At 74.6% G+C, this 23,942-nt stretch carries 20 protein-coding genes, 3 tRNA genes and 1 pseudogene; 7 read left to right on the forward strand and 17 right to left on the reverse strand.

Annotated elements, in window-relative coordinates:
• Window positions 1-59 precede the first annotated feature (59 nt).
• The 3 genes and pseudogenes from cofC to TPA0908_RS07125 form a co-directional block, all read left to right on the forward strand.
• Window positions 60-680, forward strand: a pseudogene (gene cofC, locus TPA0908_RS07110) (2-phospho-L-lactate guanylyltransferase); the annotation flags it as partial.
• 278 nt (window positions 681-958) lie between these two features.
• Window positions 959-3,259 carry an RNA degradosome polyphosphate kinase gene (locus TPA0908_RS07120; RefSeq protein ID WP_374709177.1) on the forward strand — a complete coding sequence of 767 codons (2,301 nt, stop codon included), beginning with the start codon at window positions 959-961 and terminating at the stop codon, window positions 3,257-3,259.
• Window positions 3,260-3,299: 40 nt separating this feature from the next.
• Complete coding sequence (locus tag TPA0908_RS07125) at window positions 3,300-4,181, forward strand: NUDIX hydrolase (protein WP_281935790.1); 882 nt, start codon at window positions 3,300-3,302, stop codon at window positions 4,179-4,181.
• Window positions 4,182-4,268: 87 nt separating this feature from the next.
• Here the strand turns inward: TPA0908_RS07125 and TPA0908_RS07130 are convergent, their stop codons facing one another.
• The 4 genes from TPA0908_RS07130 to leuC form a co-directional block, all read right to left on the reverse strand.
• Window positions 4,269-6,158, reverse strand: a complete 1,890-nt coding sequence (locus TPA0908_RS07130; RefSeq protein WP_281935792.1) for an endonuclease/exonuclease/phosphatase family protein — start codon at window positions 6,156-6,158, stop codon at window positions 4,269-4,271.
• Window positions 6,159-6,291: 133 nt separating this feature from the next.
• A complete protein-coding gene (locus tag TPA0908_RS07135; RefSeq protein WP_308447817.1) occupies window positions 6,292-6,924 on the reverse strand; it encodes an HU family DNA-binding protein in 633 nt (210 codons plus the stop codon).
• Window positions 6,925-7,084: 160 nt separating this feature from the next.
• Complete coding sequence (gene leuD, locus TPA0908_RS07140) at window positions 7,085-7,672, reverse strand: 3-isopropylmalate dehydratase small subunit (protein WP_281935794.1); 588 nt, start codon at window positions 7,670-7,672, stop codon at window positions 7,085-7,087.
• 15 nt (window positions 7,673-7,687) lie between these two features.
• Window positions 7,688-9,130: a 3-isopropylmalate dehydratase large subunit gene (leuC, locus tag TPA0908_RS07145; RefSeq protein WP_281935796.1), complete on the reverse strand. Its 1,443-nt coding sequence runs from the start codon at window positions 9,128-9,130 to the stop codon at window positions 7,688-7,690.
• Window positions 9,131-9,179: 49 nt separating this feature from the next.
• On the opposite strand from leuC, the gene TPA0908_RS07150 reads away from it, so the two are divergent.
• Window positions 9,180-9,866, forward strand: coding sequence for an IclR family transcriptional regulator (locus TPA0908_RS07150; protein WP_091084913.1), 687 nt, complete (start codon window positions 9,180-9,182; stop codon window positions 9,864-9,866).
• 80 nt (window positions 9,867-9,946) lie between these two features.
• Here TPA0908_RS07150 and TPA0908_RS07155 read toward each other — a convergent pair.
• The 4 genes from TPA0908_RS07155 to TPA0908_RS07170 form a co-directional block, all read right to left on the reverse strand.
• Window positions 9,947-10,019, reverse strand: a tRNA-Glu gene (locus TPA0908_RS07155).
• Window positions 10,020-10,182: 163 nt separating this feature from the next.
• Window positions 10,183-10,255: transfer RNA gene (locus tag TPA0908_RS07160), tRNA-Glu, on the reverse strand.
• Window positions 10,256-10,329: 74 nt separating this feature from the next.
• Window positions 10,330-10,401, reverse strand: a tRNA-Gln gene (locus TPA0908_RS07165).
• Window positions 10,402-10,507: 106 nt separating this feature from the next.
• Window positions 10,508-11,311 carry a fumarylacetoacetate hydrolase family protein gene (locus TPA0908_RS07170; protein ID WP_107156144.1) on the reverse strand — a complete coding sequence of 268 codons (804 nt, stop codon included), beginning with the start codon at window positions 11,309-11,311 and terminating at the stop codon, window positions 10,508-10,510.
• Window positions 11,312-11,482: 171 nt separating this feature from the next.
• Here TPA0908_RS07170 and TPA0908_RS07175 point away from each other — a divergent pair, with 171 nt between their 5' ends.
• Together TPA0908_RS07175 and TPA0908_RS07180 are read left to right on the forward strand one after the other, a co-directional pair.
• Window positions 11,483-12,922 carry a hypothetical protein gene (locus tag TPA0908_RS07175; RefSeq protein WP_281935801.1) on the forward strand — a complete coding sequence of 480 codons (1,440 nt, stop codon included), beginning with the start codon at window positions 11,483-11,485 and terminating at the stop codon, window positions 12,920-12,922.
• A gap of 33 nt (window positions 12,923-12,955) precedes the next feature.
• Entirely contained in the window at window positions 12,956-13,837 is an 882-nt protein-coding gene (locus TPA0908_RS07180) for a 3-methyladenine DNA glycosylase (RefSeq protein WP_281935803.1), read from the forward strand.
• A gap of 228 nt (window positions 13,838-14,065) precedes the next feature.
• Here TPA0908_RS07180 and TPA0908_RS07185 read toward each other — a convergent pair whose 3' ends face one another.
• The 8 genes from TPA0908_RS07185 to TPA0908_RS07220 all read right to left on the reverse strand — a co-directional run bounded on the left by TPA0908_RS07185 (window position 14,066) and on the right by TPA0908_RS07220 (window position 20,782).
• On the reverse strand, window positions 14,066-15,220 hold the full coding sequence (locus TPA0908_RS07185; protein WP_281935806.1) for a cellulose binding domain-containing protein: 1,155 nt from the start codon (window positions 15,218-15,220) through the stop codon (window positions 14,066-14,068).
• 102 nt (window positions 15,221-15,322) lie between these two features.
• The gene (gene arfB / locus TPA0908_RS07190) at window positions 15,323-15,748 is read right to left on the reverse strand and encodes an alternative ribosome rescue aminoacyl-tRNA hydrolase ArfB (RefSeq protein ID WP_107156148.1); all 426 of its coding nucleotides are present in this window, start codon (window positions 15,746-15,748) and stop codon (window positions 15,323-15,325) included.
• 9 nt (window positions 15,749-15,757) lie between these two features.
• Window positions 15,758-16,054: a hypothetical protein gene (locus TPA0908_RS07195; RefSeq protein WP_281935809.1), complete on the reverse strand. Its 297-nt coding sequence runs from the start codon at window positions 16,052-16,054 to the stop codon at window positions 15,758-15,760.
• Window positions 16,055-16,142: 88 nt separating this feature from the next.
• Window positions 16,143-17,003 carry a S1C family serine protease gene (locus TPA0908_RS07200; protein ID WP_281935811.1) on the reverse strand — a complete coding sequence of 287 codons (861 nt, stop codon included), beginning with the start codon at window positions 17,001-17,003 and terminating at the stop codon, window positions 16,143-16,145.
• 46 nt (window positions 17,004-17,049) lie between these two features.
• Entirely contained in the window at window positions 17,050-18,009 is a 960-nt protein-coding gene (locus TPA0908_RS07205) for a VWA domain-containing protein (RefSeq protein WP_281935813.1), read from the reverse strand.
• Window positions 18,006-19,022, reverse strand: a complete 1,017-nt coding sequence (locus TPA0908_RS07210; RefSeq protein WP_281935815.1) for a DUF58 domain-containing protein — start codon at window positions 19,020-19,022, stop codon at window positions 18,006-18,008. The genes TPA0908_RS07205 and TPA0908_RS07210 overlap by 4 nt, the downstream gene beginning before the upstream one ends.
• The gene (locus TPA0908_RS07215) at window positions 19,019-20,068 is read right to left on the reverse strand and encodes an AAA family ATPase (protein ID WP_281935817.1); all 1,050 of its coding nucleotides are present in this window, start codon (window positions 20,066-20,068) and stop codon (window positions 19,019-19,021) included. Before TPA0908_RS07215 ends, TPA0908_RS07210 begins: the two co-directional genes overlap by 4 nt.
• A gap of 192 nt (window positions 20,069-20,260) precedes the next feature.
• Window positions 20,261-20,782 carry a hypothetical protein gene (locus tag TPA0908_RS07220; protein ID WP_281935819.1) on the reverse strand — a complete coding sequence of 174 codons (522 nt, stop codon included), beginning with the start codon at window positions 20,780-20,782 and terminating at the stop codon, window positions 20,261-20,263.
• A gap of 296 nt (window positions 20,783-21,078) precedes the next feature.
• Here TPA0908_RS07220 and TPA0908_RS07225 point away from each other — a divergent pair, with 296 nt between their 5' ends.
• Entirely contained in the window at window positions 21,079-22,062 is a 984-nt protein-coding gene (locus TPA0908_RS07225) for an endonuclease/exonuclease/phosphatase family protein (RefSeq protein ID WP_281936286.1), read from the forward strand.
• Between the two features lie 20 nt (window positions 22,063-22,082).
• On the opposite strand, the gene cimA is transcribed toward TPA0908_RS07225, so the two are convergent.
• Window positions 22,083-23,675, reverse strand: a complete 1,593-nt coding sequence (cimA, locus tag TPA0908_RS07230) for a citramalate synthase (RefSeq protein ID WP_281935821.1) — start codon at window positions 23,673-23,675, stop codon at window positions 22,083-22,085.
• Window positions 23,676-23,942 lie beyond the last annotated feature (267 nt).

Here is a 23,942-nt window from a genome sequence, read left to right on the forward strand (position 1 = left end):
AATCATGCCTGCTCGCCACCGGTCCGGCCAGTGAGGGTACCGCCGGCCGCGCTGGCAGGATGGTCGGTGTGCCTGAGCCCAGCTGGACCGTGGTGACGCCGGTGAAGCACCTCGGGGTGGCGAAGAGCCGCCTGCGCGGCGCGCTGCCCGGCGTACCCCATGAGGAGCTGGCGCTGGCCCTGGCGGCCGACACGGTGCGCGCGGCGCTGGCCTGCCCGGCGGTCGGGCGGGTGCTGGTGGTCACCGACGACCCGCGGGTGACCGCCACCGTGACCGCGGCGGGCGCCCGGGTCGCGGGCGACCCCGCCGGCGGGCTCAACGCCGCCTTCCGGCACGGCGCCGCAGTGGCCGGGCCGCGCGCCCCGGTGGCCGCCCTCACCGCCGACCTGCCGGCGCTGCGCCCGGCCGAGCTGGCCGCGGCGCTGCGCGCGGCCGAGGGGGTACGCGGATTCGTCGCCGACGCCCCGGGCACCGGCACGGTGCTGCTGGCCACACCGCCCGGGGTGCCGCTGGCGCCCCGGTTCGGGCCCGGCTCGGCCGGTGCGCACGCGGCCGGCGGCGCGCTGCCGCTGACCGGCGACTGGCCCAGCCTGCGGCGGGACGTGGACACCGCGGCCGACCTGGCCACCGCCGCCGGGCTGGGCCTGGGGCCACGCACCGGCGCGCTGCTGGACCGCGCCGGCGACCCGGTCCGGTACGGTGCTGGCATGCAGGGCACGGTGGCCACCTACGACGCGTCGACGCGCAGCGGCGTGCTGCTGCTCGACGACGGCACCGAGCTGGCGTTCCCGGCCCGCGCCTTCGACGCCTCCGGGCTGCGGCTGCTGCGGCTCGGGCAGCGGGTGCGCGTCGAACGGGACGCGGCCGGCGAGGTCACCCGGGTGACGTTGCCGACGATGGCCTGAACAACCTGGTCGAGTTCATTTTCCGTTCACCCTCGTCAGGGAATCATGGGGTGGTGAGCACCCCTCGCGAGCACTCCGACGGTCCGCCGCCCATCCTCGACCCCGGCATGCCCCGCAACGGCCGCCCGACGCGCGGGGCGGACGGGCGGTTCCGGCCGTCCCGGCCGCCCGAGGAGCGCCTCGGGGCCGACCCGGACGCGGCCGGCGCCACCGGGCTGGACGAGCCGCTCGACCCGGTCGAGGGGCCCGGCCCGATCGCCGGCCCGCGGGACGAGCCGCCGGCCGCGGAGCCGCTGCCGGAGGATCGCTTCCTCAACCGGGAGCTCTCCTGGCTCGACTTCAACGCCCGGGTGCTCGCGCTCGCCGAGGACCCCCGGACGCCGCTGCTGGAGCGGGCGAAGTTCCTGGCCATCTTCGCCGGGAACCTGGACGAGTTCTACATGGTGCGGGTGGCCGGGTTGAAGCGCCGGCTCTCCGCCGGCCTGCCGGTGCGCGGCGGCGACCGGCTGCCGCTGCGCACCCAGCTCGACCTGATCACCGAGAAGGCCGCCGACCTGGTCGCCCGGCACGCCGCCTGCTTCGTCGACGACGTGCTCCCCCGGCTCGCCGAGGAGGACGTCCGCATCCTGCGCTGGAGCGAGCTGGACGACGCCGAGCGGGAGCGGCTGCGCACCTGGTTCCGGGAGCACATCTTCCCGGTGCTCACCCCGCTGGCGGTCGACCCGGCGCACCCGTTCCCCTACATCTCCGGCCGGTCGCTGAACCTGGCCGTCTCGGTGCGCGACCCGGACGGCGGCTCCGAGCTGTTCGCCCGGGTCAAGGTGCCGAACAACGTGCCCCGGTTCGTCCGGGTCGCCCGGGACCGGCCCGGCGTCCGCTTCCTGCCGGTGGAGGACCTCATCGCGGTCCACCTGGGCCAGCTCTTCTCCGGCATGCAGGTGGTCGAGTGCCACCTGTTCCGGGTCACCCGCAACGCCGAGGTGGAGGTCGACGAGGACCGCGACGAGGACCTGCTCCAGGCGCTCGAACGGGAGCTGGCCCGGCGCCGGTTCGGCCCGCCGGTGCGGCTGGAGGTGGCCGCCTCCATCTCCGACCACATGCTGGAGCTGCTCGTCCGCGAGCTGGACATGGACGACCACGACGTGCTGCGGGTCCGCGGCCTGGTCGACCTCTCCGCGCTCTGGCAGGTGTACGGCGAGGCCGACCGCCCCGACCTCAAGGACCGGCCGTTCGTGCCGGCCACCCATCCCCGGCTGACCGAGGGCGAGGTGCCGCGCAGCGTCTTCGCCACCCTGCGCGACGGGGACGTGCTGGTGCACCACCCGTACCACTCGTTCGCGACAAGCGTGCAGCGCTTCGTCGAGCAGGCCGCGGCCGACCCGAACGTGCTCGCCATCAAGCAGACGCTGTACCGCACCAGCGGCGACTCCCCGATCGTCGACGCGCTCGTCGACGCCGCCGCCGCCGGCAAGCAGGTGGTGGTGCTGGTCGAGGTGAAGGCGCGCTTCGACGAGGTGGCCAACATCGGCTGGGCGCGCACCCTGGAGCGGGCCGGCTGCCACGTGGTCTACGGCCTGGTCGGCCTGAAGACGCACTGCAAGACCGCGTTGGTGGTGCGGCAGGAGGGCAACCAGATCCGGCGCTACTGCCACATCGGCACCGGCAACTACCACCCGAAGACCGCCCGGCTCTACGAGGACTTCGGCATGCTCACCGCCGACCCGGAGATCGGCGCCGACCTGACCGACCTGTTCAACGTGCTCACCGGCTACAGCCGGCAGACGGCCTTCCGGCGGTTGCTGGTCGCGCCGCAGGGCATCCGCAGCGGCCTGATCGAACGGATCGAGCGGGAGATCGACCACGTCCGGCTGGGCATGCCGGGCCTGGTGCAGTTCAAGGTGAACGCGCTCGTCGACGAGGAGATCACCGACGCGCTCTACCGGGCGTCGCGGGCCGGCGTGCACGTGGACCTGCTGATCCGGGGCATGTGCACGCTGCGGCCGGGCGTGCCGGGGCTGTCGGAGAACATCCGGGTCCGGTCGATCCTCGGCCGGTTCCTGGAGCACTCGCGCATCTTCCGGTTCGGCAACAACGGCGACGCCGAGTTCTGGATGGGCTCGGCCGACCTGATGCACCGCAACCTGGACCGCCGGGTGGAGGCGCTGGTGCAGGTGAGCGACCCGGTGGCCCGCGCCGAGCTGGACCACGTGCTGGCCGCCGCGTTCGCTCCCGAGGTGGACGCGTTCGAGCTGGCCGCGGACGGCACCTGGCACCGGCGTACCGGCGACGGCGACACACCGTCGACCCATCTCCAGGAACTGTTGCTGCGTCGGGTCGGTGGCCGGGCGGACTGAGCGACGCGCGACACGCGGCGGGCGGGCATACGGTGATCCGATGAGCGACGAGGAGCCGGTGCGGATCCGGGCGGCGGGCGGGGTCGTCTGGCGTCCCGGCCCCGGCGGTGTCGAGGTCTGCCTGGTGCACCGCCCCCGGTACGGCGACTGGTCGCTGCCGAAGGGCAAGCTGGACGCCGGCGAGCACCCGCTGGCGGCGGCCGTCCGGGAGGTGGCCGAGGAGACCGACGTGCGGGCGGTGCCGCAGGTGCGCCTGCCCACGGTCCGCTACCGCAGCGAGGGTCGCGCCAAGGCGGTCGACTGGTGGTCGATGCGGGCGGTCGGCAGCGGCGGTTTCCAGCCCGGCACCGAGGTGGACGACGTGGCCTGGTTCCCGGTCGACGCGGCGGCCCGCCGGGTCAGCTACCCGCACGACGCGGAGGTGATCGCCGCGTTCGCGGCGCTGCCACCGGTCACCACGACCGTGCTGCTGGTCCGGCACGCGCACGCCGGCAAGCGGGGCACCTGGTCCGGTCCGGACACCGGCCGGCCGCTGGACGCCGAGGGGCGGGCCCAGGCGCGGGCGCTGGTTCCGCTGGTGGCCCTGGTCCGCCCGGCCCGCCTGCTCTCCGCCTCGGCCCGCCGGTGCGTGCAGACGCTGGATCCGGCGGCGGCCCGGCTGGACCTGCCGATCGAGGTCTGCGGCGACCTGGACGAGCCGGGGCCGGGCCAGCAGCCCGAGGAGTGCGCGTTGGCCGCCGCCGCGCGGTTGGCCGCGTTGGCCGCCGCCGGGGAGCCGGTCGCGGTGTGCAGCCAGGGCAAGGTGATCCCGGGCGCGCTGGAACGGCTCACCGGCAGCGCCGACGACTTCACCACCGCCAAGGGCGGCGGCTGGCTGCTCCCGTTCGCCGGCGACCGTCTCCTCCTCCCCGACCGCTTGTAAGGCCGGGCCCCCGGTTAACGCCTCCGGTATAGCCGGGGCCCCTTCTCACCACCGCCGCGCCGGACCGGGCCGGCGGCGGGCGGGGGCTCACGGCAGGGTCAGGGTCAGGCGCACCGGGAGGTGGTCGCTGGCCTCGGTGCGCGGGGCGCGCGCCTCGGCGGCGGTCACGCCCGGCGAGACGAAGACGTGGTCGATCTGGGTCCGCGGGTCGTCGGCCGGGCTGGTCCGCAGCGGCCGGGCCGCGGCCAGCGCGTCCACCAGACCGGCGCCGGTGAACTCGGCGAACGCCGGGTCGGCCGGCTCGGTGTTCAGGTCACCGCCGAGCACCAGCGGCCGGCCGGCCGCGTACCCGCGGGCGAACGTGGCCGCCTCGCGGGCCTGCTCCACCGGGTCCTGGCCGGGCGGCGGTTGCAGGTGGGTGGCGACCACGGCCAGCTCCCGCCCGCCGAGGTCGAGCGTGACGCCGAGGACCTGCGCGCCGGTCGGCGCGCCGTGCGCGGGCAGCGGCCGGGTCCGACCGGAGCGCGCCGGAAACCGGCTGACCACCGCGTCGCCCCAGACCGGGTCCGCGGCGGGCGCGAAGACGTACGGCATTCGCAGCCGCGCCGCCAGCAACGCCAACGTGTCGTGGCCGCCGTTGAGCCACCACCCGCGGTCCACCTCGCTGAGCAGCACCACGTCCGCCCCGCGCAACGCCCGGGCCACCGCGTCGAGGTCCAGCCGGCCGTCCAGGCCGAACCCCATCCGGATGTTGTACGCGGCCACCCGGACCGTGGCCGGCGCGACGCCGGGCCGCGGGGCGGACAGCGGCGTGTGGTGGAACACGGGCACGAGCGCGGTCGCCAGCACCAGCGCGGCCACGCTCCACCGCCGGGCCCGCCCGGACAGCTCCGTCGGTGACCAGGACGGCCCGGCAACGGCCACCAGGCCGACCAGGAGCGCCGTGGCGACCGGCACCCACCCGTTGGGGTACCCCAGGTCGTAGGCGGCGTAGTAGGCGACCGTGGCCGCCGCGAAGACCACCGTCCCCCCGACCGCCGCCCGACCGCGCCGCGCCGCGGCCCGCCCGTCCGGCACGTCGCCGCCGGGCGCGGCCGTGTCGGTGGCGGCCAGGCAGCCGCCGAGACCGGCGGCGGTGAGCAGGTACGCCGGCCCGAGCCGCCCGGCGGCGAACAGCGCCGCCCCGGCGAGCAGCGCGACCGGCCAGAGCACCCGGGCCGGCCGGACCAACCGGGCCGAGGGCCGGTACAGCGCGGTCACCAGGAACAGCGCGACCGCCAACGCGCCCCACGGCACGATGCCGACCGGGGCGCGGGACAGACCGGGGAAGCCGGCCGGGCCGACACCCGAGGCGGCCGCCCACACCGCCGGGGCGAGCGCGATCTGGTTGGCCAGCAACAGTGCCGGACCGCAGAGCAGCCACGCCCGGCGGCCGGCCGCCGGCGGCTCCCCCGGCGCCGCGCCGGGCGGTGGCGCGGGCACGGTCGCGGCCAGGAACGCCGCCACCAGCGCCACGCTCAGCGTCCAGCCGAGCGCGCCGCCGCGCCAGACCAGGTCCTCGGTGCCGAGCAACGCGTGCCCGGCGGCGGCGCCGGCCAGGCCGAGCGCCAGCCCGGGCACCGGCCGGTCGACGCGGGCGGCGGTGGCGGCGAGCCAGGTCAGTCCGGCGAGCAGGCCGGCGCACGCGAGCCAGAGCTGGGCGCCGCCACCGGGCGCGGCGGTGAGCGCCAGCCGGGCGGCGGCGAGCACGCCGGCCGCGGCGAGGCCGACCGGGCGGGCGCCGAGCCGACGGACCACGGTGGGCGCGGCAAGCGCGAGCAGGAACCAGCCGAGCGCGAACGCGCCGAGCAGTTCGGCGGGTGTCTCGGCGGCGCGGCCGAAGAGCGTGATGACCGACGGCAGCCAGACCCGCAGGACGTCCAGGAAGACCGCGACGCCCAGGGCGAGCGCGACGGTGGAGAGGTGACGGTGCCGCACGGGCGCCTCTTCTCGTGACCGAGGGGGTTTCGGCACGGCGATTCTGCGGGCCGGTACGGCGGGTGGTCAACGCGTACCGACGAATCGAGGGCGCCCACCGCGAACGGTGGGCGCCCTCGATCGGGCCGTCCGGTCAGCGCCGACTGGCGGCCTTCTTGGCCGGTGCCTTCTTCGCGGGTGCCTTCTTCGCCGCCGTGGTCTTCTTGGCCGTGGCGGACTTCGCCGCGGTCGTCTTCTTGGCGGCGGGCGCCTTCTTCGCCGTGGCGGACTTCGCCGCGGTCGTCTTCTTCGCCGCCGTGGCCGTCTTGGTCGCGGTGGCCTTCTTCGCCGGCGCGGCCTTCTTGGTCGCGGCGGTGGTGGCCTTGGTGGCCTTCGCCGCCGTGGTCTTCTTGGCGGCCCCGGTGGTCTTCGCCGCCGTGGTCTTCTTCGCCGCCGCCGTGGTCTTGGTGGCGGCGGTGGTCTTCTTCGCGGCGGTGGTGTCCTTCGGAACCTTGCCGCTGGCGACCATCTCCTTGAAGCCCGCACCCGCCCGGAAGGTCGGGACGGAGGTCTTCTTGACCTTCACCGCCTCGCCGGTCCGCGGGTTGCGCGCTGTTCGGGCCCCACGTACCCGCTTCTCGAACGCTCCGAAACCGGTGATCGCCACCTTCTCGCCCTTGGTGACCGCCGCCTGGACCTCAGCGAGAACCGCGTCGAGCGCGGCCGTCGCCGTCTTCCGGTCCCCCAGGCGAACGGCGAGCGCCTCGATGAGCTCGGCCTTGTTCACGACTTCCTCCCGATTGTGCAACTGACTCGACGCGAGCCATTCTGCGCGCACCGTATGCCCTGTGCTGCCTGGACACAAACATTCGGTGGAAAAAAGCCCTTGTGTCGCAACGGATTCGCCCCCACCGGCCGGGCCGGTGGGGGCGAAAAGGGGGTCGGGGTCAGGCGATGGAGGGCAGGAAAGCCGGCCGGGCGGCCTCGTACGCGCCGATCTCGGCCTCGTGGCGGAGGGTGAGTCCAATGTCGTCCAAGCCCTCCATCAGCCGCCACCGGCTGTGGTCGTCCAGCGGGAAGGCCCAGGTGGCCTGCCCGGCGTGGACCTGGCGGGCGGTGAGGTCGACGGTGACCGCGGTGGTGGGCTCGGATTCCACCAGATCCCACAGTTCCTCGACGGCCTTCAATTCCAACTCCACCGGAAGGAGACCTTCCTTGAGGGCGTTGCCCCGGAAGATGTCACCGAAGCGGGGCGAGATCACCGACCGGAAGCCCCAGTCCCGCAGCGCCCAGACGGCGTGCTCGCGGGACGAGCCGGTGCCGAACTCGGGGCCGGCGACGAGAATCGACGCCCCCGCGTAGGCGGGGTTGTTGAGCACGAACGACGGGTCCTCCCGCCACGCGCTGAAGAGACCGTCGGCGAAGCCCGTCCGGGTCACCCGCTTGAGGTACACGGCGGGGATGATCTGGTCGGTGTCCACGTTGGACCGGCGCAGCGGCACGGCGGTGCCGGTGTGTGCGGTGAACTTGTCCATCTCTCGGCTGCCCTTCTACAGGTCGGCGGGGGCGGCCAGCCGGCCGACCACGGCGGTGGCGGCGGCGACCGGCGGGGACACCAGATGGGTACGTCCGCCCCGGCCCTGGCGGCCCTCGAAGTTGCGGTTGGATGTCGAGGCGGAGCGCTCCCCCGGCTTCAGCGTGTCGGGGTTCATGCCGAGACACATGGAGCAGCCGGCGAACCGCCACTCGGCGCCGGCGTCGGTGAAGACCTGGTGCAGCCCCTCGATCTCGGCCGCCTCCCGGACCGCGGCGGAGCCGGGGACCACGAGCATGCGTACGCCGTCGGCGACCCGGCGCCCGCGCAGCACCTCGGCGGCGGCCCGCAGGTCCTCCAGCCGGCCGTTGGTGCAGGAGCCGACGAAGACCACGTCCACCGCGAGGTCGCGCAGCGGCGTGCCGGGGGTGAGGTCCATGTACTCCAACGCCCGGCGGGCGGCCACCCGTTCCGGCTCGGTGACGAACTCCTCCGGGTCCGGCACGACCGCGCCCAGCGGCACGCCCTGACCCGGGTTGGTGCCCCAGGTGACGAACGGGGTGATCCGGCCGGCGTCCAGCGTCACCTCGGTGTCGAACGTCGCGCCGTCGTCCGTGGGCAGCGTCCGCCAGAACTCCAGCGCCGCGTCCCAGTCGGCCCCCTGGGGCGCGTGGGGCCGCCCCTTCAGGTACGCGAACGTGGTCTCGTCCGGCGCGATCATGCCCGCCTTGGCGCCCCACTCGATGGACATGTTCGCGATCGTCATCCGCCCCTCCATGGAGAGGTCCCGGATCGCCTCGCCCCGGTACTCGACGATGTGGCCGCGCCCGCCGCCGGTGCCCACCTGCGCGATCAGCGCGAGCACCAGGTCCTTCGCGGTGACGCCGGGGGCCAGCTCGCCGACGACGTTCACGGCCATCGTCCTCGGCCGGGCCTGGGGCAGCGTCTGGGTGGCCAGCACGTGCTCCACCTCGCTGGTGCCGATGCCGAACGCGAGCGCGCCGAACGCGCCGTGGGTGGCGGTGTGCGAGTCGCCGCAGACGATCGTCATGCCCGGCTGGGTGAGGCCGAGCTGCGGGCCGATGACGTGCACGATGCCCTGGTTCTCGTCGCCGAGCGGGTGCAGCCGCACGCCGAACTCGGCGCAGTTGCGGCGCAGCGTCTCGATCTGGGTGCGGGAGGTGGGGTCCGCGATCGTGAGCAGGTCGCCGCGCCGGGAGCGGAACGCCGGGTCGTCGTACCCGGTAGGGGTGTTGTGGTCCTCGGTCGCGATGGTCAGATCGGTCCGGCGGACGCCGCGACCGGCCAGGCGCAGGCCGTCGAACGCCTGCGGGCTGGTCACCTCGTGCAGCAGGTGCAGGTCGATGAAGAGCAGGTCCGGCTCGCCGGCGGCGGAGCGGACCACGTGCGCGTCCCAGACCTTCTCGGCCAGGGTCCTCGGTTGAGTGACTCCCACCATCTGGACATCCTAAATTCTGGGAGGTAAATTTCGGCTTGTGGGACACAGTATGAGCGGTGTCGGCGTTCTCGACAAGGCGGTGGTCATCCTGGCCGCCTGTGTCGACGGCGCCAGCCTGGCCGAACTCGTTGAACGCACCAAGCTGCCCCGGGCCACCGCGCACCGGCTGGCGCAGGCGCTGGAGATCCACCGGATGCTGGTCCGGGACACCCAGGGGCGATGGCGCCCCGGGCCACGCCTGGGCGAGCTGGCGAACGCGGCGCCGGACGTGCTGCTCACCGCCGCCGAGCCGCTGCTCGCCGCGCTGCGCGACGCCACCGGCGAGAGCGCCCAGCTCTACCTGCGCCGCGCCGACGAGCGGATCTGCGTGGCCGCCGCCGAACGCGCCAGCGGCCTGCGGGACACCGTCCCGGTCGGTTCGGTGCTGCCGATGGTCGCCGGCTCGGCGGCGCAGATCCTGCTCGCCTGGGAGCCACCGGAGGCGGTCATGCCGCTGCTGCCCCGCTCCAAGTTCACCGGCCGCACGCTGGCCGAGGTGCGCCGGCGCGGCTGGGCGCAGAGCGTCGCCGAGCGGGAGGCGGGCGTGGCGAGCGTCTCGGCCCCGATCCGCGACCGCACCGGCCGGGTGATCGCCGCGATCAGCATCTCCGGCCCGATCGAGCGCCTCGGCCGCCGTCCCGGCGAACGCCACGCCATGGCCGTCGTCCGGGCCGGCCAACGCCTCTCCGGCCTCTGACCCCCGCCGGGCGCAGAGGATCCCGGCGAAACGGCGAACGGCCCGCCTCGCGAGAGCGAGACGGGCCGTTCGGTGAGCTGTAGCCCCGACCGGATTCGAACCGGCGCTACCGCCTTGAGAGGGCGGCGTCCTGGGCCACTAGACGACGGGGCCAGGCACCTTTCCTGCTTCACCACCCTCGCGGGCGGTGCGGGAGTAGTCTAGCGGCACCGCTTCCGGCGCCGCCGCGGGGGGTCGCCCCCGCGAGGCTGCCGAGCACACCGGGGCCGAACAGCAGAACAGCCCGCCCCGAGAACGGGACGGGCTGACGGTGCTGTAGCCCCGACCGGATTCGAACCGGCGCTACCGCCTTGAGAGGGCGGCGTCCTGGGCCACTAGACGACGGGGCCAGAACTTTCGTGCACTCCGGCAGTGGCAACTGCCGGAATCCAGCGACCGGGATTCTCACGAACCCGCGGTTGCGCTGGGGTACCAGGACTCGAACCTAGACTAACTGAACCAGAATCAGTCGGGCTGCCAATTACCCCATACCCCATTGGCCCCTTGCGGCGCCGGGAATGAACTTTACCCTCCCACCGCCAGCAGGCCAAATCCAACCCCCCGAACCGCACCTGAGCTGCGGAAACAAGGCATCGGACGGATCAGGCGACCGGAACGACCGGGTTGCTGAGTTCCCCGATGCCCTCGATCCGCACGGTGACCGTATCCCCCTCGGTGAGCGGGCTAACCCCCGCCGGCGTGCCGGTGAGCACCACGTCGCCGGGCAGCAGCGTCATCACGTGCGAGATGTACGACACCAGACCCGGCACGTCGAACACCATGTCCTTGGTCCGGCCGAGCTGGCGCACCTCCATCTCCTCCGGATCGCGTCCCACCTCGCAGCGCACCTCCAGGTCGCGGACGTCCAGCCCGGTGGTGATCCACGGCCCGATCGGGCAGAACGAGTCGAAGCCCTTGGCCCGGGTCCACTGCCCGTCGGACCGCTGGAGGTCCCGAGCGGTGACGTCGTTGGCGCAGGTGTAGCCGAAGATGGCCCGCTCGGCGGCGGCCCGGTCGGCCCGCCGCGCGCCGGGGGCGCCGATCACCACGGCGAGTTCCGCCTCGTGCTCCACCTGCTTGGAGAAGATCGGCAACCGGATGGCGTCCCGGGGGCCGATCACCGAGGTGGACGGCTTGAGGAAGAGCAGCGGCTCCTTCGGCACCTCGCTGCCGTGCTCGGCGGCGTGCTCGGCGTAGTTGCGACCGACGCAGACCACCTTGCTCGGCAGGATCGGCGACAGCAGCCGGACGTCGGAGAGCGCCCAGCGGGCGCCGGAGAACTGGATCTGCCCGAACGGGTGGCCCTCGATCTCGGCGATGGTCAGGCCCTGCGGCCCGGCCTCCGGCTCGCCCTCGACGACCCCGAACGACATTCCCTTGGCATGAGCGAAACGAGCGATACGCACCGGGCCAATCTATCCCGCACCGGCCCGCCGGCCGCCGGAGACCGGCAGGTGATCCCGGCCTCGACCGGTGCGCCAGGATACGCCGGCTCCCGCCGACCGGGAGGAATATGCCGGCTTCGTACCCGCCCGGCGGGCCCCGGCCCATAGCTTCGGGTCCGGAGGTTCGTTGGTATGCCTGCATCGAGACGACACCACAGGACCCTGGCCGTGCTGGTGAACTGCCTCGGCGTGCTCGCCGCCGTGCCGGCGCTGCCCCCGGCGGCGCCCCGGGCGGTCGCCGCGCCCGCCCGGTCGGCCCCGCCACCGGCCCTGGCCGCCACGCCGGTCCGCCCGGTGGCGGCGGCCACCCCGATCCCGACCGGCGTGCCGGCGGTGCCCCCCGCGGTGCCGACCACCGGCCCGGCGCCGGTGCAGCCGTCGATGCCACCGGTGAGCCTGGCCGTCGGCGCCGCCGGCACCCCGGCGCCGGGGTACCGGATCGAGCTCCGCAACGCCGGCCCGGCGCCGGTCGAGACGATGGTCCGGCAGGAGCTGCCGACCGGGTCCCGGGCCACCTTGGTCACCGGCGGCGGGCAACGCACCGGCCCGGTCGGGGCGACCACCGGCGAGGTGACCTGGCGGCTGCGCCTGCCGGCGCGGAGCACCACCACGCTGCACACCGCGCTCGCGGTCACCGGCCAGGACCGTTCGGTGACGGCTCCCGCCTGCGTCTACGGCACCGACGGCACCCGCCCGTACGACTGCGCCACGGCGACCTGGGTGGGCGCGGCCACGGCCCCGACGGCGCCGGCGACGGCCGCCCCGGCCTGGCGCCGCCCGCCGGTGCTGCTGGCCGCGGCGACCGCGCTTCTGGTGCTCGTCGGCGGGGCGCTGTGGTGGACGGCGTGGCGCCGGCGGCGGGCTGCCCCGGCGGTGAGCGTCGCCAGGTCCGCCACGGGCCCGACCGGCCCGGTGGGCGCCGCCGGACCCGGTGCCGTCCCGCCCGGCCCACCGGTCGGCCGCGAGACGGGCGGCCCGACGGACCGGGGCACGGTCTACCCGCGCCCGGCGCTGCCGACGCCCACCGTCCGGCGTCGCCGCCCGCCGGTCTGGTTGACGGTCGGCGTGGCGGCGGCGGTACTGGCCGGCGTGGTCGGCGCGGCGGCCTGGACCGCGACCCAGCGGGTCGCCGCGATGGACACCACCAAGCAGCCGACCAGCGGCGCCTGGGTGGGCAGCAGCGTGACCGGAGCGCTCGGCGTGCCGCTGCGCGAGACCGCGTTCGAGTTCACCGTCTACCGGATGAGCTGCGGCACGGGCGTGGTGCCGGCGGCGCCGGCCGGCGGGCGGCCCTGCCTGGCCACGGTCGGCGTGCGCAACCTCACGTCGGAGCAGCAGACCTGGCACGGGCAGTTGCAGCGCGCGTACCTGCCGAGCGGCAACTGGGTGGCCGCGGACGAGGACGCCACCCGGGTGGCGAACCTGGGCCGGGACGTGTTCGCCCAACCGGTGGCCGCCGGCCGGCGGGTGCTGCTGCCGCTGGTGTTCACCGTGCGCGGGGCCGAGCCGCCGAAGCAGTTGGAGCTGCGCAGCGGCGTGTTCTCCGCCGGCGTGCGGGTGGACGTGGACTGACCGGGGACCGGCCGGCGGTCGTACCCTGGGTGCGTGACCGCCGCCCTCGCCCCCGCCGCCGTGCTCGACGCGGCCGACTGGCGGGCCCGCCGGCGCGACCACGAGGAACGGGTCGACGCCTGGCTGACGCCGCACCTGACCCGCCGCCGCACCGGCGTGAAGCACCCGGTGGAGGACTTCCTCTTCACCTACTACTCGCACCGGCCGGCCCAGCTGCGCCGCTGGCACCCGGGCGCGGGCGTGGAGCTGCGCGACGCCGACCCGGCCGGGTTCGGCCCGGACTACACCGCCGGCGCCGCCGGGCTCACGCTCGACACCGACCGGGTACGCACCCGCCGCGCCGAGTCGATCTCCTGGATCCGGACACTGCTGGCGGCGACCGCCTCCCGTCCGGCGCACCTCGGCTGCTTCGGCATGCACGAGTGGGCGATGGTCTACCGGCAGACCCAGGAGCAGGTGCGGCACAACGCCTGGCCGCTGCGGCTGAGCCCGGCGGCGACCGCGGCGGTGGTCGAGGAGCGCGGCGTGCGGTGCAGCCACTTCGACGCGTTCCGCTTCTTCACCGCGCCGGCCCGGCCGCTGAACGTGCTCCAGCCGACCCGGGAACGCCAGCACGCGCTGGAACAGCCGGGCTGTCTGCACGCCAACATGGATCTCTACAAATGGGCGTACAAACTCTCCCCGCTGGTGGCCTCGGAACTCGTGGCCGACTGCTTCGCGCTGGCGCGCGAGATCCGGACGCTGGACATGCGGGCCAGCCCGTACGACCTGGCCGACCTGGGCCACCCGCCGGTGCGGGTGGAGACGCCGGAGGGCCGGGCCGAGTACGCCGCCGCCCAGCGCGGGTTCGCCGAGCGGGCCGCCGGCCTGCGGGCCCGGCTGCTGGCCGCGCTGGACCACGTCGTCCCGGCCTGAGACCCGCTCGTCCCACGGCGGCTATGGCACTTTGCCGCGCCGAACCGACGCTGACGCTGTCGCGCGCCGGGCGTGTCGCGCGCCGGGAACAGACCCGCTGCGAGCGGTATGCCTCCTGGTCATAATTATGACCAGGAGGCATACCGGAAAACACCACGTCCTTCTCCTCGCCGGTCACGCATTGCGATCAACGTGGTCAACGCTGGTTCCGGCCGGAGGCAGCCCGGGTCAGCCGAGGGCGCACGCCGGCAGCGGCACCGGGTTTGGGACCGCGCCGTCGGCCAGGAAGCCGAACGTGGCCTCGGCACCCGGGGCCAGCGCGCCGTTCCAGGCCGCGCTCCGGGCCGTCACGGCGGTCCCGCCCTGCGCCACCTGGGCACTCCACGCCTGGGTGATCCGCTGCCCGCCGGTGAGCGCGAAGCGGACCACCCAGAAGGGGATCGACACGGCGCCGGTGTTGCGGACCGTCACCTCGGCCTGGAAGCCGCCCGGCCACTGACCGGCGATGCGCCAGGTGGCCGTGCAGCCGCCGACCGTGGGCGTCGGCGACGGGCTGTCGGTCGGGTACGTCGGACCGGTCGGCGTCTGGCTCGGCGTCGGCGTCGGCGAGGTCGGCGTCGGCGAGGTGGTCGGGCTCGGTGGGGTGGTCGGGGTGGTCCCGCGCAACGCGGCGGTCAGCGCCGGGTACCACCGGTCGGACATCTTCTGGTCACCGGCGGCGTTGGGGTGCACCCCGTCGTACGTGTCGGTGGCGGTGTTGAAGCCGGTCCACTGGTCGACCACCACGATCGGCGAGGCGGCGGTGGTCTTCCCCGCCGCCCAGCCGTCGATGGCGGCGTTGAGCGCCACGGTCCGCTGCCCGCACTCCGGGCAACTCGCCGGGTTCATCGGGATGATCTTCGCGACCAGCACCGTGGTGGCCGGGTTGGCGGCCCGCATCTGGTCCACCAGCTTCGAGTACGCGGCCAGGATGGTGCTCGGCGCGATGTTGCTCCACACGTCGTTGGTACCGAGGTGCATGAGCACCACGTCGGGGTGGGTGGCGGCGAGCCAGCCCGGCAGCAGGTTCTGGTTGGCGATGTTGGTCGCCAGGTAGCCACCGTGCCCCTCGTTGTCGCCGTCGTAGGGCACGCCGCAGCCCTGGGGGCCGAGCGTGCCGACGAAGTCGACGTCGGTGTGGCCGGTGGACTGGAGCCGGTTCCAGAGCACGGCCCGCCAGCAGCCGGGCGATCCGGTGATGGAGTCGCCGAGCGGCATGACCCGGATCGGGGCGGCCGCGGCGGCGGCCGGTGGGGTGACGGAGACGAGGGTGAGACCGAGGGCGAGGGCGGGCAGCAGCGCGGCGACCGCGGTCAACGCGGCGCGCAGGCGGATTCGGGGCATGCGTACGGGACTCCTGTCACGTGACGATGGTCGGTGACGGCCCTGACGCTCCCGTACGCATTGAAGCGCTTCGAAGCCTGTGATTCAACCCCCGGACAGCGGTCAGTCGCCGTCCACCCGGCGGTCGCGCTTGCGCTGGGACTGCCGCTTCTTCTCGGCCAGCCGGCGTTCCTTCGCGCCCCGGGACGGACGGGTCGGCCGGCGCGGCTTGGGCGGCGGGGCGACCGCCTCGCGCAGCAGCGCGGTCATCCGCTCCCGGGCCGCCTCCCGGTTGGCCAACTGGGCGCGGTGCTCGCTGGCGGTGACCGTCAGCACGCCGTCGACCAGTCGGCCGGCGAGCCGGCCCAGGGCCCGTTCCCGCAGCGCGGGCGGCACGCTGGGCGAGCCGGCCAGGTCGAAGCTCAGCTCCACCCGGGAGTCGGTGGTGTTGACGCCCTGCCCGCCCGGCCCGGACGACCGGGAGAACCGCTCGCGCAGCTCGGCGGCGGGCACCACGAGCCGGTCGGTCACCCGGAGTCCGTCGTCCACGCCCCGAGGCTAGCGCCCCGGAAGGTGGCTCGGGGTCGGGGTGCCGGTCGGGGCCGGACCGGCCCGCTCCTGACCGGCGCCGGACGCCGCGTACGCGGCGGCGCCGACCAGCAGCAGGGCGATCACGGCGAGCTTGACGGCCACGCCCCGGATCGCGGCCCAGGCGTTGCGCCGCGCGCCCGGCACGCTGGTACGGACCGTCTGGTAGTCCTTCCAGCCGCGCTTGGCACGGGCGTACGACGCGCCGACTCCGGCGCCGATGACCAGGCCCACCAGGAGGAGGGCCGCGATGACAGCTTGCTCCACCTCCGCCAGTATCCATACTCAGCGTAATATTTCCATGGTCCGATGGTCCCACGCCGGATATCCGACAGTTCCGGCTTGTCCGCGCAGCTCAGCCGCCCCGGCCGATGATCGTGTCGGCGGTCTGCTGCACCTGGTCGATCGGGATGGCGAAGCCGATGCCGATCGAGCCGTTCCCGTCGATGGTGGCGATGGCGGTGTTCACGCCGACCACCTCCCCGCGCGCGTTCACCAGCGGCCCGCCGGAGTTGCCCGGGTTGATGGAGGCGTCCGTCTGCACCGCGGTGTGCCGGCCGTTGCCGATCCGGACCTGCCGGTTGAGCGCGCTGACGATACCGGCGGTGACCGTGCCGGCGAGCCCGAGCGGCGAACCGACCGCGAGCACCGGCTCGCCCACCCGGGTCCCGTTCGGCTTCGCCAGCGGCAGCGGCGGCAACCCGGCCGACGCGGGCACCTTGAGCACGGCCAGGTCGCTGTCCGGCGCCCGGCCCACCACCTCGGCGGCGATCCGGCGCCCGTCCGAGGTCTCCACCGTCACCGGGCCGGCGCCGCCCCGGGCCAGGATGTGGTCGTTGGTGACGATGTGCTGCTCGTTGTCGATGGCGAAGCCGGAGCCGGACGCTCCCGCGCCGGACCTCCCGCCGACCATCACCGACACCACCCCGGGCACCGTCTTGCCGGCGGCGGTGACCAGCTCGGCCGGCACCGGCGCGGCGGAGGCCGCGGACGGGCCGGGTGCGCCCCGGTCGGCCGCCCAGGTGCCGGCCGCCGCGCCGGAGACGGTGGAGAGCGCCACCACCGCCGCCGCGCTCAGCAGCCGGCCCGACCAGCTCCGTCGCCCCGCCGGCCCGGCCGATCCGGGTACGCCGTCGTGACCGCGTCCGTCCGGGTCCAGCTCCGGGGAGACGAACCACGGGCCGCGCGGCTCGCCGAGTCCGGTCTGCACTGCCATGCCTGGCTCCTCACGTGTCGTGCGTCGTCCGGTCCGGATGTGCGGGTCAGGGCAGCCGGGAGAACCACCGCAGCGAGCCGGCGGCGGCGCCCATGGCCAGGACCAGCCCGAACCCGATGAAGCGGGCCGAGATGTCCTGCCGTTCCGTGCGGTAGCCGACCGAGGTGCCGATGTCCTCGTAGACGTCCTTCAGCTCGCGGCTGGTCGACGCCTCGTGGAAGCCGCCGCCGGTCGCCTCGGCGACCGCCTTGAGCGTCTGCCCGTCCACCGGCACCTGGATCGCCCGGCCGCCCCGGTCCACCGACCCGCCGGGCGTGCCGAACGAGATGGTGTGCACCGGCACCTTGGCGGCCACCGCCTGGTCCGCGGCCTCCATCGGGTCCATCCCGGAGGTGTTCGCGCCGTCGGAGAGGATGATGATCCGGGCCGGCGGCGGGTTCTTGGCGGCGCTGGCGTCCAGGCTCTTCACCGCGCCGAGCGAGGTGCTGATCGCCTCGCCGATGGCGGTGCCCTGCACGCCGGTGATCCCCTCGGCGAGCCGCTGGATCCCCTCGTGCAGCGCCTCCCGGTCGGTGCTCGGCGGCACCAGCACCGCCGCGCTGCCGGCGAACGCGACCAGGCCGACGTTGAACTCGTCCGGCAGCCCGTCGACGAACTTCCGGCCGGCCTCCTTGGCCGCGGTGAGCCGGTCCGGGTCCACGTCACCGGCGAGCATCGAGGTGGAGACGTCCACCGCGACCATCACGGTGGCCCGCTCCCGGGGCACCCGCACCTCCGCCTCGGGCCGGGCGAATCCGACCACCAGCAACGCCAGCATGGCGAGGAAGAGCCCCGCCGGCACGTGCCGGCGCCAGGCCGGCCGGCGCGGCGCGACCCGGTCCAGCAGGCGCAGGTTGGTGAAGCGGACCGCGTACCGGCTCTGCCGGCGCTGGCGCATCAGGTAGCCGGCGACCAGCGCGGCGACCACGAGCAGCAGCCAGAGGCGCGCGGGTGACTGCCAGTTCATGCCGCACCGCCCCGGGCGGTGGCCAGCCGACGCTGCTCGTGCACGTGCCGGATCACGTCCGCGCACCAGTCCCGGTCGGTGCGCAGCGTCAGGTGGGTGGCGCCGGCCCGGCGCAGGGCCCGACGCACCTGGTCGCGCTGCCCGGCGGCGGCGTGCGCGTACCGCTCGCGCAGCACCGGGTCGCCGGTCCACACCTCGCGGTGCCGCCCGCTCTCCGGGTCGACCAGGGTGATCAGCCCGACGTCGGGCAGCTCCAGCTCGCGCGGGTCGGTCACCTCCACGGCGAGCACCTGGTGCCGGACCGCCAGCCGGCGCAGCGCGGTCGCCCACGGCGGGGGCGCGTCCGGGTCGTCCGGCAGGTCGTCCAGGAAGTCGGAGACCACCACCACCAAGCCGCGCGAGGTGGCGACGCGCTGCACCCCGGCCAGACCGTCGGCCAGGCCCGGCGTCGGGGCGTCGGGGCCGCCGTCGGCCCGTCCGACCGCGCGCGCGTCCGGCCGCTCACCGGTACGCGGGGCGCCGAGCAACGCGCGGAGCAGCCCGAGCAGATGGGTCCGACCGCTGCGGGCCGGGAACCGGCGCAGCCCGTCCGGGGCGAGCACCTGGGCGCCGAGCCGGTTGCCCACGCCGGCGGTGAGGAAGCCGACGCAGGCCACCGCCGCCACCGCCAGTTCGCGTTTGTCCAGTGTGGCGGTGCCGTACTCCATGCTGGGGCTGGCGTCGACGAGCAGCCAGGTGGTCAACTCGCGGTCGGCGTCGACCTCCCGCACGTGCGGAACGGTGGTGCGGGCGGTGACCGCCCAGTCCATCCGGCGTACCTCGTCCTCGCCGGGGCGGTACTCGCGACTGCCGGCCGCCTCGCTGCCGGGGCCGGGCAGCAGGCCCCGGTACCGGCCGTGCAGCAGGCCGTCGAGCCGCCGGGTCACGATCAGCTCCAACCGGCGCAGCCGCTGGTCGGGGGCGAGGTCGGCGAGGCCGGGACCGGCCGGCGCGGGAGCGGTGCGGCGGGTCACGCCGCCGCCAGGTCCGCCGCCGCCGGCGCCGGACCGGTCACCAGCCGGGGCGGGGGCACCGCCTCGACCAGCCGGCGCACCAACTCCTCGCCGGTGACACCGTCGGCCACCGCGTCGAAGGAGAGCACCAGCCGGTGCGCCAGCACGTCCACCGCCAGGTCCCGGATGTCCTCGGGGAGCACGTAGTCCCGGCCGTGGATCAGCGCGTGCGCGCGGGCGGCGGCGACCAGGCCGAGCGTGGCCCGGGGGCTGGCCCCGTACGCCAACAGCGGCGCGACCTCGGGCAGGCCGAACCGGCCCGGGTCCCGGGTGGCGAGGATGAGTCGGACCACGTACTCGGCGAGCGCGTGGTGGACGAAGACGTCGGCGGCGCGGCGTTGCAGTTCCCGCAGCCGGACCGGGTCCAGCACCGGGCGCGCGGTGGGTCGCTCGGTGCTCATCCGGTAGAGGATGGCCAGCTCGTCGGCGTCGCTCGGGTAGTCGACCACGACCTTCATGAGGAACCGGTCGCGTTGCGCCTCGGGCAGTTGGTAGACGCCCTCCGACTCGATCGGGTTCTGGGTGGCCAGCACCAGGAACGGGTCGGGCACCGGCCAGCTCCGTCCGGCGATGGAGACCTGCCGCTCGGCCATCGCCTCCAGCAACGCGGACTGCACCTTGGCCGGGGCGCGGTTGATCTCGTCGGCGAGCACCAGGTTCGCCATGATCGGTCCCAGCTCCACGTCGAACGCCTCGGTGGAGGCCCGGTAGATCCGGGTGCCCACGATGTCCGACGGGACCAGGTCGGGCGTGAACTGGATCCGGGAGAACGTGCCGCCGACCACTGTGGCGAGTGTCTGCGCGGCCAGCGTCTTGGCCACTCCCGGCACGCCCTCCAGCAGGCAGTGACCGTCGGCGACGAGCGCGGTGAGCAGGCGGTCGACGAGCCGATCCTGCCCGACGATCACGCGTTTGACCTCGAAGAGGGTCTGGTCCAGCTCGACGCCGCTCGCGTCCGCATCGACCGGGCTGGGCACGCTGGCCAGGGTGTCCGAGATGTCCGTCACGGTGCTTGCTTCCCGGGCCGGACGGCCGACAAACGTCGGATTATCCGGCCCAGGTCGGCCCGGTCCGGGCCGGACCGGGAGGACCTCGCCGAGCGGGCGGGAACGGCGCGAAGCGGCGTCCGGGGCACCGGACCGGGACGGAACACGACACCGGCCCCCGCCGTGGCGGGGGCCGGTGTCCGGCGGGGCGGGTCAGTTCGTGACCACGAGGTGGAACGGGCGCGGCGAGAAGATGCCGACGGAGTTGCGGGTCTGCACGAAGACCCCGTTCGGCGTCAGCAGCCGCGGCGCGACGGAGACCTCGCCGGCCGGCGGGACGTTCGCCGAGTCGTTGGTGCCGACGGTCGCCACGTACGCCTTCTGGCTCACGTCGTAGTCGAGCAGCACCTGGAACTGCCCCGGCGACACGCCCGGCCCGGGCGGGAACCGGAACGCGGAGACCACGTTGCCGGAGTGCTGGAGCAGCACGCCGGTGGACGACACCACCGCCCAGGCGACCTGCCCGGGAGCCGGCGGGGCCAGCGTGGCCCGCATGGCGGACCGGGCGGCCTGCCGCTCGGCCGGGCTGACCGCCGGCTGCTGCCCGGCGGATTGGGTGGGCTGGCCGGCCTTCGACTCCGGCTGGGCGGCGACCGCGATCCCGCCACCGGCCACGGTGAGGGCGAGCGCGGCGAGCGCCACCACCGTCGCCTTCCGCTTGAAGAATGTAGCCATGACTGATCTCCCTCTTTTGACCGTGGTGATGAAACGGCGCGAGCAATTGCGGGACATCGGGTTCCCGCAGTGGAGAGCACGGCCGCTGAGCTGGCCTTACTACGAAGCATTGGGATGTCTCAACCAGGTGGAACCTAACACCGGAAAATGGGGCGGTCAATAGCGTTAATCGCGTGTCCGACGCACCTCGAAAGCCGTCCTGAAATTGTGAGAAGGCAACGCTCGACCATTCACGAAATTGCTTCGCGGGACACCGGACCGACCCGTCCGCCGGTACGCTCACCGCCATGATCACCATGGACGCTCCCCCGCGCGGCGGCACCCGACGCAGCCGGTGGACGACGGTGGCGTGCTGGCTGGCGGTCGCGCCGGTGGCCGCCTGGGCGGTGCTGCGGCTGGCCGGGCTGGAACGCGGCCCGCTGGTGCTGACGACCGCCTTCACGCCGTACGTCGCCGCGGTGGCGCCGGTGGTCGCGGGGCTGGCGCTCGCGCTGCGGCGCCACGCGCCCGCGGTGGTCGCGGCGCTCGCCACGCTGGCGCTGGTCGGCGCCGTGGCGCCGCGTGCGGTCGCCGACGACCAGCCGCCCGCCGACGGACCGACGCTGCGGCTGCTCACCGCCAACCTGCGCCTGGGCTCGGCCGACCCGGCCCGGCTGGTGGCCCTGGTCCGCGTGCACCGGGTGGACGTGCTCACCGTGCAGGAGCTCAGCCCGCAGCTCGCCGCCGACCTGGACCGGCTCGGCCTGGCCACGCTGCTGCCGTACCGGTCGCTGAGCCCGGAGGTGGGCTCCACCGGCTCCGGTCTGTACGCCCGCCATCCGCTGCACGACCCCGGCTACCGACGCCATCGGCGATATTTCCTCACCCAGGCGTACGCCACGCTGACGGTGCCGGGCGCGCCGCCGCTGCGGGTGGAGTCGGCGCACCCGGGCGCGCCGTACATCCTCGACGCGGTGCCGCAGTGGTGGACCGACCAGCGCGCGCAGCCGCCGGCCACCCCGACCGCCGGGCTCAGTGTGCTGGCCGGCGACTTCAACGCCACGCTGGACCACGCCACCGTGCGCCGCCTGATCGCGACCGGCTACACCGACGCCGCCGACGCGGTCGGGGCCGGGCTCGCCGGCACCTGGGGCCCGTACGACGGCGACCCGATCCCGCCGGTCACCATCGACCACGTGCTTGTCGACCGGCGCATCGCGGTCCGCGCCGTCGACGTCTGGCCGGTGCCGGGCAGCGACCACCGGGCGGTGCTGGCCGAGCTGCGCCTGCCGGCGGCGTGAGCGGGGCGCGGGCCCCCGCCTCAGGCGTTCAGCCGGGCCCCCGCCTTGTCCAGGCCGTAGGTGAGCGCGTCGACGAGCGCGTGCCAGCTCGCCTCCACCACGTTGGGGTGCACGCCGACCGTGGTCCAGTCCCGGCCCGCGCCGGCGGTCTCCACCAGCACCCGGGTCACCGCGCCGGTGCCGTGGCTGCCCTCCAGGATGCGCACCTTGTAGTCGGCCAGCTCGAACTCCCGCAGCTCCGGGTAGTGCCGGGCCAGCCCGGACCGCAGCGCCTCGTCGAGCGCGTTGACCGGGCCGTTGCCCTCGGCGGTGGCGATCACCCGCTCGCCGCGTACCCGGATCTTGACGGTCGCCTCGGAGACCACCGCGCCGTCCTCGCGGTGCTCGACAAGCACCCGGTACGACTCCAGCGCGAACGGCCGGGCCGGCGCGGCGTCCGGCAGCTCGGAGCGGACCAGCAGCTCGAACGAGGCGTCGGCGGCCTCGAACGACCAGCCGTCGGCCTCCAGCTCCTTGACCCGGCCGGTGACCCGGGAGAGCGCCTCCGGATGGCCGGCCAGGTCCAGACCCAGCTCGCGGCTCTTGAGCTCGATGCTGGCCCGGCCGGCCATCTCGGTCACCAGGATCCGCATGTCGTTGCCCACCACGGCGGGGTCCACGTGGTTGTAGAGCAACGGGTCGACCTTGATCGCGCTCGCGTGCAGCCCCGCCTTGTGGGCGAAGGCGGCGGCCCCGACGTAGGCCTGGTGGGTGTCGGGGGCGATGTTGGCGATCTCGGCGATGGCGTGCGAGACCCGCACCATCTGTTCCAGGCAGCCCTCCGGTAGGACGGGCATGCCGAGCTTGAGCTGGAGGTTGGCGACGATCGCGAACAGGTCCGCGTTGCCGGGGCGCTCGCCGTACCCGTTGGCGGTGCCCTGCACGTGCCGGACCCCGGCCTCGACCGCGGCGATCGTGTTCGCCACCGCGCAGGCGGTGTCGTTCTGGGCGTGCATGCCCAGCCGCTCGGGTGCCACGCCGGTCCGCGCGGCCAGGTCCTCGATCGCGGCGGTGACCTGGGAGGGCAGCATGCCGCCGTTGGTGTCGCAGAGCACGAACCGCTCGGCGCCGGCGGCCATCGCGGTCGCCACCACGGCGGCGGTGTAGCCGGGGTCGTGGCGGAAGCCGTCGAACGTGTGCTCCCCGTCGACGAACACCCGCCGCCCCTGCGCCACCAGGTACGTGACGGTGTCCCGGACCATCGCCAGGTTCTCCTCGGCGGTGGTGCGCAGCGCGCGCTCGACGTGTCGCAGGTCCGCCTTGGCGACCAGCGCCACGGCCGGGGTCCCCGCGTCGAGCAGCCCGCGCACCTGCGGGTCGTCGGAGACCGCCAGGCCGGCCTTGCGGGTGGCGCCGAACGCGACCAGGACGGCGTGCCGCAGGTCCAGCTCCGTGCGGGCCCGGCGGAAGAACTCGGTGTCCTTGGGCACCGCGCCCGGCCAGCCGCCCTCGATGAAGCCGACCCCGAGGTCGTCGAGCAGGCGGGCCACCGCCAGCTTGTCGACCACCGAGTAGCTGAGCCCTTCACGCTGGGCGCCGTCGCGCAGCGTCGTGTCGTACACCTGGAAGGTCATCGGAGTCCTCTTCTCGTGCCTGGGGAGAGCAACAAAAAGACCCCCCGCGAAATGCGGGAGGTCGGCGCGCTCGGCGAGGGAAGCCGGCGCGCTAGCTGCTAATGATCAGGACGGAGCTGGTCACGACCGGTACTCTGCCACCTCCGCCGCGTGTTGGGAGGGGTAATCCACATTCCGGGATGCGGGCAAGGATTGAAAAGTCGGCCAACGGGTATGAACCGGCTCAGCAACGACACATTCACTCCATGACGGCCGACCGGCCGGGAC

This window comes from Micromonospora sp. AKA38 (genome assembly GCF_027925725.1).
GTDB lineage: Bacteria > Actinomycetota > Actinomycetes > Mycobacteriales > Micromonosporaceae > Micromonospora.

What these genes read in the sequence shown, in the direction of transcription:
- TPA0908_RS07125 (WP_281935790.1), top strand. Translation starts at nt 3,300, where the DNA reads ATGAGCGACGAGGAGCCGGTGCGGATCCGGGCGGCGGGCGGGGTCGTC.
- leuD (WP_281935794.1), bottom strand. Translation starts at nt 7,672, where the DNA reads ATGGACAAGTTCACCGCACACACCGGCACCGCCGTGCCGCTGCGCCGG.
- leuC (WP_281935796.1), bottom strand. Translation starts at nt 9,130, where the DNA reads ATGGTGGGAGTCACTCAACCGAGGACCCTGGCCGAGAAGGTCTGGGAC.
- TPA0908_RS07150 (WP_091084913.1), top strand. Translation starts at nt 9,180, where the DNA reads ATGAGCGGTGTCGGCGTTCTCGACAAGGCGGTGGTCATCCTGGCCGCC.
- TPA0908_RS07175 (WP_281935801.1), top strand. Translation starts at nt 11,483, where the DNA reads ATGCCTGCATCGAGACGACACCACAGGACCCTGGCCGTGCTGGTGAAC.
- TPA0908_RS07185 (WP_281935806.1), bottom strand. Translation starts at nt 15,220, where the DNA reads ATGCCCCGAATCCGCCTGCGCGCCGCGTTGACCGCGGTCGCCGCGCTG.
- TPA0908_RS07200 (WP_281935811.1), bottom strand. Translation starts at nt 17,003, where the DNA reads ATGGCAGTGCAGACCGGACTCGGCGAGCCGCGCGGCCCGTGGTTCGTC.
- TPA0908_RS07205 (WP_281935813.1), bottom strand. Translation starts at nt 18,009, where the DNA reads ATGAACTGGCAGTCACCCGCGCGCCTCTGGCTGCTGCTCGTGGTCGCC.
- TPA0908_RS07220 (WP_281935819.1), bottom strand. Translation starts at nt 20,782, where the DNA reads ATGGCTACATTCTTCAAGCGGAAGGCGACGGTGGTGGCGCTCGCCGCG.
- TPA0908_RS07225 (WP_281936286.1), top strand. Translation starts at nt 21,079, where the DNA reads ATGGACGCTCCCCCGCGCGGCGGCACCCGACGCAGCCGGTGGACGACG.
- cimA (WP_281935821.1), bottom strand. Translation starts at nt 23,675, where the DNA reads ATGACCTTCCAGGTGTACGACACGACGCTGCGCGACGGCGCCCAGCGT.